Genomic DNA, 14,702 nt, shown 5'->3' with positions numbered 1-14,702 from the left:
TGGCTATGCATTTGCTGGACGATTTGAACCGGCGCCTCGCGGATCTCCGATCGCAAGGCGCGACCCGCTCGCGCAGGGTCATCGAAACGGGCTGCGCCGCGCATCTGCGCGTCGACGGCCGCACGCTCGTCGGCTTCGCGAGCAACGACTATCTGGGCCTCGCCTCGCACCCCGCATTGCGCGAGGCGCTGGCCGAAGGCGCCGCGAAATACGGCGCGGGCAGCGGCGGATCGCATCTGCTCGGCGGGCACGCCGAGTCGCATGCGATGCTCGAAGACGCGCTCGCGGCGTTCTGCGGCGGCTTTGTCGATCATGCGCGCGCGCTGTTCTTCTCGACGGGCTATATGGCGAATCTCGCGGTGATCTCGGCGCTCGCGGGCCCGGACGCGACGATCTACTCGGACGCGTTGAACCACGCTTCGCTGATCGACGGCATGCGGCTCTCGCGCGCGACCGTGCGCGTGTTTGCCCATGCGGATCTCGACGCGCTCGATGCGATGCTGCGCGCCGACGCGGATCGATATGCGAGTGCGCGTACCGAAGCAGGGGCCCACGCAGGGACCAATGCAAACGCGCCCGTGCGACTCATCGTGACGGACACCGTCTTCAGCATGGACGGCGACATCGCACCGCTCGCCGCGCTGCTGCGGCTCGCCGAGACGCATCGCGCATGGCTCGTCGTCGACGACGCGCACGGCTTCGGCGTGCTCGGCCGCGAAGGCCGCGGCGCGCTCGACGCCGCGGGCCTGCGCTCGGATCATCTGATCTACGTCGGCACGCTCGGTAAAGCAGCCGGTGTCGCGGGCGCATTCGTCGTCGCACATCCGAGCGTCATCGAGTGGCTCGTGCAGCGCGCGCGCACCTATATCTTCACGACGGCTTCGCCGCCGGCCGTCGCGCACGCGGTCCTCGCGAGCCTCGCGCTGATCCGCGGCGACGAAGGCGAGCGGCGTCGCCGCCACCTGCGGCACCTGATCGGCCGCACGCGGGCGCTGCTGGCGCGCACGCGCTGGCGCGCCGTCGCTTCGACGACGGCCGTCCAGCCGTTGATCATCGGCTCGAACGCGGCCACGCTCGCCGTCGCGTCGGCACTCGACGCGGACGGTCTCTGGGTCCCCGCGATCCGTCCGCCGACGGTCCCCGCCGGCACCTCGCGGCTGCGGATTTCATTGTCGGCCGATCATTCGGACGACGATCTCGATCGTCTCGAGCGCAGCCTCGTCGCCGCGAGCGCGGCCCCGCTCGCGGCATGACGCGCATGCCTGACTCGCCACCGGACACCGCCATGACCCTGCACACTCCTTCGACATCCGAACCGCGTGCGGCCCGTGCGCGCGGCGTGTTCGTGACCGGCACCGACACCGAGATCGGCAAGACGTTCGTTTCGTGCGCGATCCTGCATGCGCTGCGCGGCATCGGCGTGCGTCCCGCGGCGATGAAGCCGATCGCATCGGGCGCGGTCTGGCGCGACGACGCGTGGCACAACGACGATGTCGATGCGCTCGTCGACGCGGCCGCCGTCGAGCTGCCGCCCGAAATCATGACGCCGTATCTGTTTCCGACGCCCGCCGCGCCGCATATCGTCGCCGCGCGCGAGGGCGCGACGCTCGACATCGCGCGTATCGTCGCGTGTCACGACGATGCGCAGGCGCGCGCCGACTACGTCGTCGTCGAAGGCGTCGGCGGGTTTCGCGTGCCGCTCGACGAGCAGCTCGACACAGGCGATCTCGCGGTCGCGCTCGGCTTGCCCGTCGTGCTCGTCGTCGGCATGCGGCTCGGGTGCCTGAGCCACGCGCTGCTGAGCGCCGAAGCCATCGTCGCGCGCGGACTCACACTCGCGGGCTGGGTCGCGAACCGCATCGACCCGGACTTCGCGCTCGCCGACGCGAACATCGACACGCTGCGCCGCCGCTTCGCGTCGCCGGGCGTCGCGAGCGGGCCGGGCCGCCTCCCCTATGCCGTGCCGATGCTCGGCATCGTGCCGTTTCTGAAACCGGCGCAACCGCGTATCGCGGCCGCCAGCCTCGACGTCGCACCGCTGCTCGCGGCGTCCGATCGTGAAGGAAGACCTGATGACGCTTGACACCTCCATCCCCACGCGCCCGGCCGACGCCGGCCATACGACCCGCGGATCCGCCGCCCACGCTCAGACCGCGCACGCCACGCCGAACGCCTCGACCGCGCGCTGGACCGTCGCGTCCGTCGTCGCGCTTTTCGATCTGCCGTTCAACGATCTGCTCTTCAGGGCGCAGCAAGTCCATCGCGCGCACTTCGATCCGAACCTCGTGCAGCTTTCGACGTTGTTGTCGATCAAGACGGGCGGCTGCCCCGAGGACTGCGCGTATTGCCCGCAGTCCGCGCATCACGATACGGGCGTGGACGCCGACAAGCTCATGCCGCTCGACGACGTGCTCGACGCCGCGCGCAACGCGAAAGCGCACGGTGCGACACGCTTCTGCATGGGCGCCGCATGGCGCAGCCCGAAGGACCATCATCTCGAACAGGTCGCGCAGATGGTGCGCGGCGTCAAGGCGCTCGGCCTCGAAACGTGCGTGACGCTCGGCATGCTTCGCGAGGACCAGGCGCACTCGCTCAAGCAAGCCGGACTCGACTACTACAACCACAACCTCGACACGTCGCCCGAGTTCTACGGCCAGATCATCAGCACGCGGACGTATCAGGATCGGCTCGATACGCTCGAACACGTGCGCGACGCGGGCATCAACGTCTGTTGCGGCGGCATCGTCGGCATGGGCGAATCGCGGCGCGAACGCGCGGGTCTCATCGCGCAGCTCGCGAATCTCGATCCGTATCCCGAGTCGGTGCCGATCAACAATCTCGTACAGGTCGAAGGCACGCCGCTCGCGGGCACCGCCGCGATCGATCCGTTCGAGTTCGTCCGTACGATCGCGGTCGCGCGGATCGCAATGCCGCGCGCGATGGTGCGTCTGTCGGCGGGTCGCGAGCAGATGGACGAGGCGCTGCAGGCGCTGTGCTTCGCCGCGGGCGCGAACTCGATCTTCTACGGCGACAAGCTGTTGACGACGGGCAATCCGCAGGCCGACGCGGATCGCCGATTGCTCGAACGGCTCGGCATGCGCTCGGAGACTGCGGCGAACTGAGCGGCACGAACGATGCGGGACGCGCTGAGCATGACGATCTGAACGCGATGGTCCGCATCCGGGGGCCTGAGCGCGATGAACTGAGCGCGACGGCTCAAGCCGGGTCGATCGAGTGCGGCCCGCGCGCAGTGGGCCTACAATCGAGCCTGTTCATCCCGTGCCGCGTCCGGCATGCGGATCGAGGAGGAGACAGTCATGCTGCCGCGCAAGGTCAAGCTCGTCGAGGTCGGTCCGAGAGACGGCTTGCAGAATGAAAAGGCGTTCGTCTCGACCGAGGTCAAGGTCGAACTCGTGAACCGTCTGGCCGACGCGGGGTTTCCGAACGTCGAATCCGCGTCGTTCGTCTCGCCGAAGTGGGTGCCGCAGATGGCGGACGGCGCCGACGTCATGCGCCGCATCGGACGGCGCGACGGCACGCTCTACTCAGCGCTGACGCCCAATATGAAAGGCCTCGAAGCGGCGCTCGACGCGCGCGTCGGCGAGATCGTCATCTTCGGCGCGGCGAGCGAGCCGTTCTCGCAGAAGAACATCAATTGCAGCATCGCCGAGAGCGTCGAGCGCTTTCGGCCCGTCGCGCGCGCCGCAAAGGATGCGGGCGTGCGCGTGCGCGGCGCGATCAGTTGCGCGCTCGGCTGCCCGTATCAGGGCGACGTGCCGGTCGCGTCGGTCGTCAGCGTCGCGCAGATGCTCGACGAACTCGGCTGCGACGAAATCGACGTGGCCGACACGATCGGCGTCGGCACCGCCGGCCGCGTGCGCGCCGTGTTCGACGCGGTCTCGCGCGTGATCGATCGCTCGCGTTTATCGGGTCACTTTCACGACACCTACGGTCAGGCGCTCGCGAACATCCTCGCGTCGCTCGAGGCCGGCATCACGATTTTCCATGCATCGGTCGCCGGGCTCGGCGGATGTCCGTATGCGAAGGGCGCGACGGGCAACGTCGCGACCGAGGACGTGCTGTATCTGCTCGACGGTCTCGGCATCGAAACGGGTGTCGACCTCGCGAAGGTCGTCGCAGCCGGCGCCTTCATCTCCGAGGCGCTCGGTCGACCGAACGGATCGCGCGCCGGCAAGGCGCTGTCGACCCAACACCGGGCCGCGCGCGAAGCGGCCCTCTCCTGACACGCCTCACACATTGAGCATCACGATGGAAGCCACACCGCACGACGCATTGCCCGACGCCGCACGCCGCGTCGCCGAACTCCTCGAAACGCACGGTTGCGCGAAGCCGATCGTCATGCTGCCCGCGACGGGCAAAACGTCGGCCGAAGCCGCCGCGGGCCTCGGTTGCGAAGTCGCGCAGATCGCGAAGTCGATCATTTTTCGCCGCGTGACCGATAATGCGCCGGTCCTCGTCATCGCGAGCGGCGCGAACCGCGTCGACGAAACAAAGGTCGCCGCGCATGTCGGACCGCTCGGCAAAGCCGATGCGCGCTTCGTGCGCGAGCAGACCGGCTATGCGATCGGCGGTGTCTGCCCGATCGGACACGCGACGAAGCCCGTGACGCTGATCGACGCGGATCTGCTCGGACTCGACAGCCTCTGGGCCGCCGCCGGGCACCCGCATGCGGTGTTCAATCTGTCGCCGCAGGAACTCGTCGCGTTGACGGGCGCGCCCGTCGTCGACGTCAAGGCATAGGCGGGTAGCGACGAAGGCGTGGCGAAGTCGCGGTATCGAAGCAGTCGCATCGCAGTGTGGAAGGACCGGTCGACATCGGGAGACCGATGCACGCGCGGGGAAACGCGTGCGCGACCGGCGGACCCTCGGATAGGGTCGACGTATGCAGCAGCAGGAACCGGTGCAGTCAAGGGCGTAGCGAGTGCAGTAAGCGTGTCGAGGGCGCGGATCGTGCGCGGCCTCATCCCTGTGTATCAGATGGTTCGACGACAATGACAACACATTCCAGTTTCGCGCCGAAGATCGTACGCACCGGCGAAATCCTGCATCACACGTTTCAACTCACGCCCGAGAACGTGCGCAAGTTCGCGAACGCCGCCGAGGATCACAATCCGCTGCATCACAACACGCTCTATGCGATGGACTCGCGTTTCGGCGGGCTCATCGCATCGGCGACGCAGGTCCTGTCGCTGTTTATGGCCGTGCCCGCCAGCCATTACTCGCAAGCGCATCAGCCGCTCGGCCTCGAATTCGGTTTCCAGCTGCGCAAGGCCGCGATGGCGACCGACTTGCTGATCTTCCGCTGGGTCGTGACCGATGCCACCTACAAGGACACGCTCGAAGGCGACATCGTGACGCTCGAGGGCACCGTCAAGAACGAGGCGGGCGACACGCTCGTGACCGGCAGCGCCAAAGTGCTCGTCACGGAGAAGATCTAGGTACGGACGGCGCGTGCCGCGCGTGTGCGAGGTCGGAGTTCGACATGCGCGTGTGCGACATGCGCGTGTGCGACATGCGCGTTTGCGACATGCGCGTTTGCGACGTGCGCGTGTGTGAGGTGCGCTTGTCCTAGGTGCGCGTTTGCGAGGTACGCGTGCGAGATGCGCACGCGCCGCGTAGGCGAACGTACGGCGGCGGCGCGGCGGCATGCGCTCGCCGGCTCGCGCACCCGCGTGTCACGCGCTTCGAATGGAGGTCGCTCAAGGAGGATCGATCGATTCGGAGTCCTGTGAACCATCGACCCAAAAGAAAGCCGCTCGCACAGTGGCGAACGGCCCAATTGTGACGTGATCATCCGTCGTTTTTGATGCTACGCCGCGCCCACGGGGCCAGCATCGGGACTTTCCCTGAACGCCGCATACGCCTGCAAGCTGAACGCCAAACGCGCCCGTAAGCGCGCACCGACGCGCGTTTCAGCACGCACGCGTATCGAAGAACCGCGACATCTCGTCGAGCAAGGCATCGGGCGCGCGCTCGGGGATGCAAGGCTCGCATTCGAGTGCGCGACCCGAGGTGTCGCGCGCGATCTGCTTCCAGCTCTCGATCGGCACGATGGGCCAATCCGCGCGCGCGGCCCAGAGCACGCGAACCGGACATGCGATCTTCTGCCCGCGCTCGAGATTCGCGCGCGTGCGCTCGCGCTCGTCGCGTTCGGGATCGCCGCGGTCATCGGATTCCACGAGTCGATCCGCATCGGCGGGCAGCGCCGGCGCCGTATCGAGCACCATGATCCGATCGATCCGGCCGCCGTAGTCAAGCGCGAGGCGCTGCGCGACCCGCGCGCCCGTATCGTGTCCGCAGATCATGAACTGCGCGAAACCCAGGGCATCCATCAATGCGGCGCAATCGGCCGCGATATCGCGCGCACCCTGCGAAGAGGCGCCGTGTCTCGGCACGGACGCGTGCGATTCATGCGGCGCCGAGGCGGCAGCGCGCGTCGCACGCGTTCCTTCGAAGTCGATATCGAGGACGACGATCGCATGGCGCTCGGCGAGCCGGCCCGCGATCGATTCCCAAAGCTGGGCGGTCTGCGCGTGACCATGCAATAGCAGCAGCGGCGGTCCTTCGCCCGCGCGATAGCCGCGCATCGACGCACCGCCCGTCGTCCATTCGAAATCCGTGAAATCCGCAAAACGCATCGCGTTCGTGTCCTCGAAGAGATCCATGTGCCGATCGTGCGTCGCGCCCGAGTCGCGCGCCGAGGCCGCCCATCGATCGGCATCGCCGCGCGTCGGCGTACCGGATCGTCGCGCAGCAAGTCGGGAGATTGTAGGAGGCTGGCGTGTCCGAGACTGCGTTTGAGGGCCGGTTTTCGTAGAACCTGAGTACTCGTTCGAAAACCCGTCGAGCACGATTTGCGCAATGCCCCTACAATAGAACGGTCGTTCGCAAATTGACCGAACCCCTCGTTTGCGTCATGTTGTGTGCCGGGACAGCCGGCACGCGACACGCGCGAGTCCGCTCGATCCGAACGCATCCGCCATGCGCCGCCTGCCGCGGCCGACGGGTTCGACACCCGCGCCCCGCGGCGGCCGATCAACGAGGAGACAGTAGATGGCGCTTCCATCCGTTCTGCAAAACCTGACGCTGCCGGTCATCGCGTCGCCGATGTTCATCGTGAGCTACCCCGAACTTGTCCTCGCCCAGTGCAAGGCCGGCATCGTGGGATCCTTCCCCGCGCTCAATGCGCGCCCCGCCGAGAAACTCGACGAGTGGCTCACGCAGATCGAGGAAGAACTCGCCGCGTATCGGGCCGCGCATCCGGACGCGACCATCGGACCGATCGCGGTCAATCAGATCGTGCACGCGTCGAACGCGCGTCTCGAACACGACATCCGGGTTTGCGTCGAGCATCGCGTGCCGATCTTCATCACGAGCCTGCGCGCGCCGCCGCGCGAGATGATCGACGCCGTGCACGCGTACGGCGGCATCGTGCTGCACGACGTCATCAATCTGCGTCACGCGCAGAAAGCGCTCGAAGCGGGCGTCGACGGGCTGATCCTCGTCGCGGCCGGCGCCGGCGGCCACGCGGGCATGCTGTCGCCGTTCGCGCTCGTCGGCGAAGTGCGCCGGATCTTCGACGGGCCGATCATCCTGTCAGGGTCGATCGCGACGGGCGACGCGATCCTCGCCGCGCAGGCGATGGGCGCCGATCTCGCCTATGTCGGCACACGCTTCATTGCGACGCAGGAAGCCCATGCGGCCGAGGTCTACAAGAGCGCGATCGTCGATGCGAGCGCATCGGACATCATCTACACGAACCTGTTCACGGGCGTGCACGGCAACTACATCAAGCAAAGCATCGTCAACGCGGGACTCGATCCCGAGAACCTGCCCGTGTCCGACAAGTCGAGCATGAATTTCGGCGACGGGGGTGCGAAAGCCAAGGCGTGGAAAGACATCTGGGGCGCCGGTCAGGGTGTCGGGCTCATGGACGACGTGCCGAGCGTCGCCGAACTGATCGGCCGCTTGCGGGCCGAGTACGACGCGGCGCGGCAACGCATCGCGGCACGCTGAGCGACGCATCGCAGAGGGCGGTCGCCACACTGGGGCTTCCCACTGAGGGGATTGCCGCCCTGGAGGGGCCTCCTGCCCTATGAAGATCGCCGCGCCAGGAGAATCGTTTCACGAAGGGACGGCCCATCGTGCGAGCGGACGCGCTTCAGCGTGAAGCGCGCCCTCGCGCGAGCGACAGCGTCGCGATCAGAAGCCGAACAGCGCCGTCGAGAAGGTCAGGCGCGCGAGCACGATCAGCAGCACCTGGATGATCAGAAACAGCACGAGCGGCGAGAGATCCATGCCGCCGACGAGCGGGATCGCGCGGCGGATCGGATTCAGGAACGGCGCGGTCAGTTGCATCGTGACGCCCATCGCCGGCGAGCGCGGATTGACCCACGACAGCACCGCGAGCAGCAGCGTCGTCCAGAGCAGCAACTGGAGCGCCCATTTGATGACCGTCAGCAGCGCGATCAGCAAGGCCTGCGGAAACACGCCGAGCGGCGACGCGCCCGTCGACCCGGCCAGCAAGACGAGATAAACGAGCGCCACGACGTAGGCGGCGACGAGGCTCGTCCAATCGATGTTGCGCACGTTCGGGATCGCCTTGCGCAGCGGCAGCACGAGCCAGTTGCTGAGCTGGAAGACGGTGTGGGAAATCGGATTGAACGGCGGCAATCGCACCGCGAGCATCCACGCGCGCAGCAACAGCACGGCGCCAAATAATGTGAACACGGTGTCGAGCAGAAAACTGGCTACGTCGCCGAACATTGAAGCTCCTCGTTGATCTGATGCGTCTGCGGATTGTCGCATGAGGCGCGCACCGCGCGACATCCATGCCGTCCGCCGTCAACTGTGCAGCGCCGCGCACAGTTCGGCGCCGGTCGAGGTCCGGGGTCCAAGTTCCACGGCTCAAGGTCCGGGGTCGGCGAACGCGCGTAGCCCATCGCCCGTCAGCGATCTCGACGGCCGCCGTTCACGCTTCACCGGTCGCGCATCGGCAATCGCGCGATCCACGCGCGTCCACGGGGGTCGGCTCGATCGCGGGGCCGCACGGACTGCAACGATCGCCGCCGCTCGAACTCGATCCACCGTCCCGGGCCCGCAAAACAAACAGCCCGGCGAACGGACTCGCCGGGCTGTCGATGACGACTCGCGGCCCGCGGATCGGGCGCGGACGCGCGCGCTCAGAACATCGAGCGGATCCCCACGCCATACGTCTGTCCCGTCGACTCGTCCGTGACCTTGTCGTACAGATAGGCCGCATAGACGTCGGTGCGCTTCGACAAGTGATAGTCGTAGCCGACGGCGAACGTGCTGCGGCTTTGCGTCGCGGCGCCGTTGGACTTCGAGTACGCGTAGTCGGCGAGGATCGCGCCGCCGCCGAGCGGGACCGAGAAACCGCCCGAACCCGTGTTGACCTTGAGATTGCCCGTGTTGATCGAGTTGTTGACGAACATGTACTGGCCGTAAAGCTTGACCACGCCGAAGTCGTACGACACACCGGCCTGCACGGCGTTTTGTCCCGTCATGCCGGGCGTGAGATCGTCGGCGACGTTGTTGTACTTGACGTCCTGATAGACGACCGTCGCGCCGAGCGGGCCGTGGTAATAGCTCGCGCCCGCACTCCACTTGTGCTGGCTGAAGTCGGTCGAATCGCCGAACGAGAACATGGCATTCGCCGAGAATCCGCCGAACGACGTCGACTGGTACTGCACTGCGTTGTTCCAGCCCGAATCGCCGATGAGGCCCTGGCCGTTCACGCCGATGAAGGTATGCAGCACGATCGGCGAGAACGTGAACGAATCGACGAACGGGTTGAAGATGATCGTCGAGAGGAACGCTTCGGTCGTGAGCCGGCCGACCGTGACCGTACCCCAGGTCGGCGAGACGACGCCGACATAGGAGTTGCGCGCGAAGAAATCGTCGCCCGTGAAGCGCCCGGCCGCGCCGGTATTCGCGAGGAAGAAGCCTTCGAGTGCGAAGACTGCCTGCAAGCCGCCGCCGAGATCTTCGCTGCCCTTCATCCCCCAATACGACGTCGACATCGCGCCGCTTTCGGACACCCAGGCGCGATTGCCGCCCGGCGCCGTCTGGCTGCCCGTGAACATATCGACCAATCCATAGAGTTCCACATCGTCGGCGCGCGCGGCCGAACTCAGGACGGTGCTCAAGCATGCTGCGGCAATCAGGGCCCGTTTAAACATGGGTTTCATTCCTCTTCCTCGTCGAAGTCGATCACTGGATTAAAAAAACAGGGGCCGGCGACGGTGTCGCCCGGACGGCAAGGACTACAAATTCGAAATCGGCGCGGACCCGGTGGATCCGCCATGTGGCGCGATCGTGCAGTGCACCAAACGGTTTGCAGATGCTCAGCGGTCTTTTTTTGGAAAGAATTCGAACGCCGTTATCAGCGGTATATCGATTTCGAATGGTCCGGGACGAAAGGTGAGAAAAAGAGGGAACACTCGCCGGAGCGCCTTATCCGGCGGGGCTTTAGACGAAACGAACGAGGATGCGAAAACGCCGCGGCAGCATGCGCGCGGCGTTGTTTTGACAGGCTTGACGAGGCTTTTTAATCGGGCGGTCGATCGGCCGCTAATTCGTTCGGTAACCGTTCCGGATCGGCGGCACCGGACGATTCGCGTCGCCGCCGTTCGACGGCGCGCGCGGGGTCGAGCGCTCGGCGTTGTAGCGGCTCACGTCCGTGCGGATCGAATTCGAGCGCAAGGACAGGTCATCGGGCCCGTGCGGCGCGCCGTGAAATTCCTCGCTGACCGGACGAAATCCTTCATCGGCGCGCACGCCGTTCGCCCATGCACCGGTGCAGGCGAACGCGCACGCGAGACTCCACGCGACGAATTGTTTAGACCCAGACTGCAAGGACATGGCGAGTTGACGACCGGGAGCATGATCCGGCGCGACTTGACGCGCGCCTGGTGTTCGACACGGCATCCGCGCGGAACATCGATGCGCGCAGACGCCGGGCTTTGTCGTCAATTTAGGTATCCGCCCGGGCGCTGTCGAGTCGAAAAATGTTAGGTGCGGGACGTGTGTGTAACGACGTGTTACTCGTAAAAAAACCCAATAGATGAGGGACTTAGGACTCTCGCTCACCGATCGCGCGCAAGCCGGATCCACACGGCGAACGGGCCTGATTGACAGACGTCGCGCACGCCGCCGCGCGCGGATTCCTCGCCATGAGTGCGACAACTGAATTCAAGATTGAAATGAATTTGTTAGTTGAATGATCCGCGTCCACAATGCCGGTCTGTCCGTCCATTTCGAGCCTCGCCGCCATCATGTCGCGCCCTCGCTTCCTTCCTGACAACTTCACGCTCGCGCTCGTCACGACGGTCGTCATCGCGAGTCTCGCGCCGTGCCGCGACGCGGTGGCCACCGCGTTCAACGACATCACGACGATCGCGATCGCCCTGCTGTTCTTTCTCCATGGCGCCAAGCTGTCGCGCGACGCGATCGTCGCGGGCGCGACGCACTGGCGGCTGCATCTGCTCGTCCTGTTGTCGACGTTCGTGATGTTTCCGGTCATCGGCCTGCTGCTGCGTCCGGTGTTCGCCCCGCTCGTGACGCCGGGCCTCTATGCGGGCGTGCTGTTTCTCTGCGTGTTGCCGTCGACGGTCCAGTCGTCGATCGCATTCACGTCGATCGCGCGCGGCAATGTGTCGGCGGCGGTCTGCAGCGCGTCGGCGTCGAGTTTCATCGGCATCTTCCTGACGCCGCTGCTCGCGAACGTCATCGTCAATACGCAATCGAGCGCGCATACGTCCGCGCTCGATTCGATGTTCAAGATCGTGCTCCAGTTGCTCGTGCCGTTTATCGCGGGTCATCTGTCGCGCCGGTGGATCGGCCAATGGATTGAACGCAACAAGGGCGTGCTCAAGTTCGTCGATCAAGGCTCGATCCTGCTCGTCGTCTACACCGCGTTCAGCGAGGCGGTCGTCGAGGGGCTTTGGCACCACGTGTCGCCGTTCGCGCTGCTGATGGTCGTCGTGCTCTGCATCGTGCTGCTCGCGATCGCACTCGTCGCGACGGGCTTCGCCGCGAAGCGGCTCGGCTTTAACCGGGCCGATCAGATCACGATCGTGTTCTGCGGATCGAAGAAGAGCCTCGCGGCGGGGATCCCGATGGCGAAGGTGATCTTCGCAAGCAATGCGGTCGGCGCCGTCGTGCTGCCGCTCATGCTGTTCCACCAGATCCAGCTCATGACGTGCGCGGTGCTCGCGCAGCGCTGGGGTGCGCGCGACCAGCCCGCGAACAGCGCAGTCGCGTCGGGATCCTCGCGCGCGTAACGCGTTCCGGCCCCGTTCTGCCCCGTCCGCCCCCGCCCGTCTGGCATGACGATTGCGGATTCGAGACTGACGCATCGCACGACTTCGCACCGCGGCGCGCCCCGCGGTGTCCAGAGCGCCGTGCGCGACGTCACGCTCGTACGCAAACACAGGACTTTGCTGGATGGACGCCTTGACGCACTCAGACAACGCCAAACGCGGCGCCCCCGAAAGACGTCGGCCGTCATGGGACGAGTTCGACACGCTGCCCGAACTGCAGCCCGATCGTCTCGTTCCGCTTCACGGCCGGGCCGTGTTCATCGCGCCGCATCCCGACGATGAGGTGCTCGGCATGGGCGGACTCATGGTTCGGCTCGCGCGGCTCCAGCGCAAACTCGCGCTGATCGCCGTCACCGACGGCGATGCGAGTCATCGGAATTCAACGGTCTGGACCGCCGATCGTCTGCGCGAAACACGCCCGAACGAGACACGCGAAGCGCTGCAGCGCCTGCGCGCCTATAACGTCGACGTCACGCGTCTGCGCTTCGGCGACGGCACGGTGGGCTCTTCGGAGCGCGCGTTGCAGTCGCAGATCGAACATCTGATCCATGCGGACGACGTCGTGATCACGACCTGGCGCTTCGACGGCCATCCCGATCACGAGGCGACGGGTCGCGCGGCGGCGGCGGCCTGCGTCGCGAGCGGGGCTCATCTCGTCGAAGCGCCGATCTGGGCCTGGCACGATTCGGCGCCCGGCGACACGCGCCTGCCTTGGGGCCGCGCGCGACGGCTGTCGCTCGATGCGAGCACGCACGCGCGCAAGCGCCACGCGATCGATGCCTTTACGAGCCAGCTCGAAGACGATCCGTCGAATCAGCAGAAAGCCGTATTGAGCGACGCGACGCTCACGCCGTGGCTGCGTCCGTTCGAGATCTATCTGGTTTGACGCCCGCGGCCACGCTGCGCGCCAACCGACCGTGCCAGTGCGGCGCGTAGGCGATCGCGCGACGAAGGCCGCGTCACGACGACTGACGAAACAGCTTGATCAGCTCGGGATCGCACGACGCGCGCAGGCGGCCGTCGGGCAAACGGGCGACGACGACTTCGCCGAGTTCGGGCGTGGTAATCACGACTTCGTCGCGCACGGCGAGCAGTTGGGTGAGACGACGTTCGCCCGCCAGGATCTCGACCCCCTCGGAGGTTTCCCGAATCACGATTTCGGCTGTCATGGTGCTTCCCCTTCCTTCCGCATACTGGGCTTCATGCCCCGTCCGGCTCGCGGCATCCGATGCCGAACAAAACCGGTCCGTTACCTGCGTAACGGCAGTTATCGGAAAAATCTTTAGGGCTGCGCAACGGTCGCCGATGCATCCGGAAAACGCTGCCGAATCGCACGCGGAAAAGACACAAAAAAGCCCCGTCTGTCGAGAACGGGGCTGATCGGCGCGGCTCGGATGCGACGCGGCTTAGTCCGGGATGACGGTCTGCGTGACCGTTTCAAACAGGTAATTGCGGATCGTCGAACGGCTTTCGTGGGGCATCGACACGAATTCGAGCCCGTAACGCGTGAGCCCTTCCTCGACGCGCTTGTTCCGAATGACGGTCGTCAGCGCGACCGGGCGATCCCAGCCGCCCGAATGGAGCTTGAACGAGATCTTGATGCGCTCGCCGACCTCGAACACGCTCGACGACGACGTCGCGCCCGCGCCGATCAGGCTGATGTCGGACAGGCGCGCTTCGTGAAGCTGAGGCTGCAAGCCATTCGTCAGCATCTTCGCGACGACGTCGGCCTCGACGCGGATGTGCTGGCGCACGGGAATCTGGCGCACGCGCGACGGATAGCTGAGATGCAGATATTCGAACGGCTCGACGCAGATCTTCGCGACGATCGTACGGAATTCGTAGATATGGCGGCCCGAGAACATCTTCGCGTTGAGTTCCTGGCCTTCGCGCAGCGCATCGACGGGAAAGCCCGTAAGCGGCGTCACGATGATGCTGACGTCCTTCATGACACCCAGATACGCGACGCGGAACGGCGCATTGGCCGCGTCGTTGTCGGTCAGGGCCGAGAGCTGGAACGCTTCGACGCCCTTGCGCAGCGACGGAAACGGCACTTCGTCGCGGTCGGCGCTGTCCGTGCGTTCGGGAAGCGCCTCCTCCTCGTCGGTCAGCTTCGGCTTGACCGACATCAGCAGACCCTGGGTTTTCGGACGACCGACGCCGTCCTCGCGAAACACCCCCATTTCGCGGACTTTCGCGAGCAGATCGGGGCTGTTGATGATCTGCCCGCGCTGGAGCAGCAGCTGCTTCGTTTCGGTGTAGATCGCGTACTCGAGTGGCTTGCCGAGTTGGATATCGGCGCGCGCCAGCTTAATCAACGACATGACTACTGCCCCG

General features: G+C 65.9%; 15 protein-coding genes. 9 read left to right on the top strand and 6 right to left on the bottom strand.

The window, feature by feature from the left end:
• Positions 1–5 precede the first annotated feature (5 nt).
• From bioF to D7S86_RS02035, 6 genes are all read left to right on the top strand, one after another.
• A complete protein-coding gene (gene bioF, locus D7S86_RS02060; RefSeq protein WP_121082790.1) occupies positions 6–1,253 on the top strand; it encodes an 8-amino-7-oxononanoate synthase in 1,248 nt (415 codons plus the stop codon).
• Between the two features lie 32 nt (positions 1,254–1,285).
• Positions 1,286–2,083 (top strand): dethiobiotin synthase, encoded by a 798-nt coding sequence (gene bioD, locus D7S86_RS02055; RefSeq protein WP_121082788.1) that lies wholly within the window; start codon positions 1,286–1,288, stop codon positions 2,081–2,083.
• Entirely contained in the window at positions 2,073–3,122 is a 1,050-nt protein-coding gene (gene bioB, locus D7S86_RS02050) for a biotin synthase BioB (RefSeq protein ID WP_121082785.1), read from the top strand. The genes bioD and bioB overlap by 11 nt, the downstream gene beginning before the upstream one ends.
• 195 nt (positions 3,123–3,317) lie before the next feature.
• Positions 3,318–4,244: a hydroxymethylglutaryl-CoA lyase gene (locus tag D7S86_RS02045; protein ID WP_276313250.1), complete on the top strand. Its 927-nt coding sequence runs from the start codon at positions 3,318–3,320 to the stop codon at positions 4,242–4,244.
• Between the two features lie 25 nt (positions 4,245–4,269).
• A complete protein-coding gene (locus tag D7S86_RS02040; RefSeq protein WP_121082779.1) occupies positions 4,270–4,761 on the top strand; it encodes a YbaK/EbsC family protein in 492 nt (163 codons plus the stop codon).
• Positions 4,762–5,012: 251 nt separating this feature from the next.
• Positions 5,013–5,459, top strand: a complete 447-nt coding sequence (locus D7S86_RS02035; protein ID WP_121082777.1) for a MaoC family dehydratase — start codon at positions 5,013–5,015, stop codon at positions 5,457–5,459.
• Positions 5,460–5,933: 474 nt separating this feature from the next.
• Here the strand turns inward: D7S86_RS02035 and D7S86_RS02025 are convergent, their stop codons facing one another.
• Positions 5,934–6,686: an alpha/beta fold hydrolase gene (locus D7S86_RS02025; RefSeq protein WP_240647958.1), complete on the bottom strand. Its 753-nt coding sequence runs from the start codon at positions 6,684–6,686 to the stop codon at positions 5,934–5,936.
• 388 nt (positions 6,687–7,074) lie between these two features.
• On the opposite strand from D7S86_RS02025, the gene D7S86_RS02020 reads away from it, so the two are divergent.
• Complete coding sequence (locus tag D7S86_RS02020) at positions 7,075–8,037, top strand: NAD(P)H-dependent flavin oxidoreductase (protein ID WP_121082771.1); 963 nt, start codon at positions 7,075–7,077, stop codon at positions 8,035–8,037.
• 186 nt (positions 8,038–8,223) lie between these two features.
• On the opposite strand, the gene D7S86_RS02015 is transcribed toward D7S86_RS02020, so the two are convergent.
• The 3 genes from D7S86_RS02015 to D7S86_RS02005 all read right to left on the bottom strand — a co-directional run bounded on the left by D7S86_RS02015 (position 8,224) and on the right by D7S86_RS02005 (position 10,905).
• Positions 8,224–8,787, bottom strand: a complete 564-nt coding sequence (locus tag D7S86_RS02015) for a YggT family protein (protein WP_121082769.1) — start codon at positions 8,785–8,787, stop codon at positions 8,224–8,226.
• A gap of 416 nt (positions 8,788–9,203) precedes the next feature.
• Entirely contained in the window at positions 9,204–10,232 is a 1,029-nt protein-coding gene (locus tag D7S86_RS02010) for a porin (protein ID WP_121082766.1), read from the bottom strand.
• 382 nt (positions 10,233–10,614) lie between these two features.
• On the bottom strand, positions 10,615–10,905 hold the full coding sequence (locus tag D7S86_RS02005) for a hypothetical protein (protein WP_147432198.1): 291 nt from the start codon (positions 10,903–10,905) through the stop codon (positions 10,615–10,617).
• A gap of 413 nt (positions 10,906–11,318) precedes the next feature.
• On the opposite strand from D7S86_RS02005, the gene D7S86_RS02000 reads away from it, so the two are divergent.
• Positions 11,319–12,326: a bile acid:sodium symporter family protein gene (locus tag D7S86_RS02000; protein ID WP_121084206.1), complete on the top strand. Its 1,008-nt coding sequence runs from the start codon at positions 11,319–11,321 to the stop codon at positions 12,324–12,326.
• A 172-nt stretch (positions 12,327–12,498) separates the two neighbouring features.
• Positions 12,499–13,251: a PIG-L deacetylase family protein gene (locus tag D7S86_RS01995; RefSeq protein WP_158601838.1), complete on the top strand. Its 753-nt coding sequence runs from the start codon at positions 12,499–12,501 to the stop codon at positions 13,249–13,251.
• A gap of 73 nt (positions 13,252–13,324) precedes the next feature.
• On the opposite strand, the gene D7S86_RS01990 is transcribed toward D7S86_RS01995, so the two are convergent.
• Both D7S86_RS01990 and D7S86_RS01985 read right to left on the bottom strand, forming a co-directional pair.
• Positions 13,325–13,534, bottom strand: coding sequence for a hypothetical protein (locus tag D7S86_RS01990; protein ID WP_121082756.1), 210 nt, complete (start codon positions 13,532–13,534; stop codon positions 13,325–13,327).
• Positions 13,535–13,771: 237 nt separating this feature from the next.
• Entirely contained in the window at positions 13,772–14,689 is a 918-nt protein-coding gene (locus tag D7S86_RS01985; protein WP_121082753.1) for a flagellar brake protein, read from the bottom strand.
• Between the last annotated feature and the right edge of the window lie 13 nt (positions 14,690–14,702).

It is taken from the genome of Pararobbsia silviterrae (genome assembly GCF_003628125.1).
Taxonomy (GTDB): Bacteria; Pseudomonadota; Gammaproteobacteria; order Burkholderiales; family Burkholderiaceae; genus Pararobbsia; species Pararobbsia silviterrae.
This window is presented reverse-complemented; position numbering and strand designations above follow the sequence as displayed.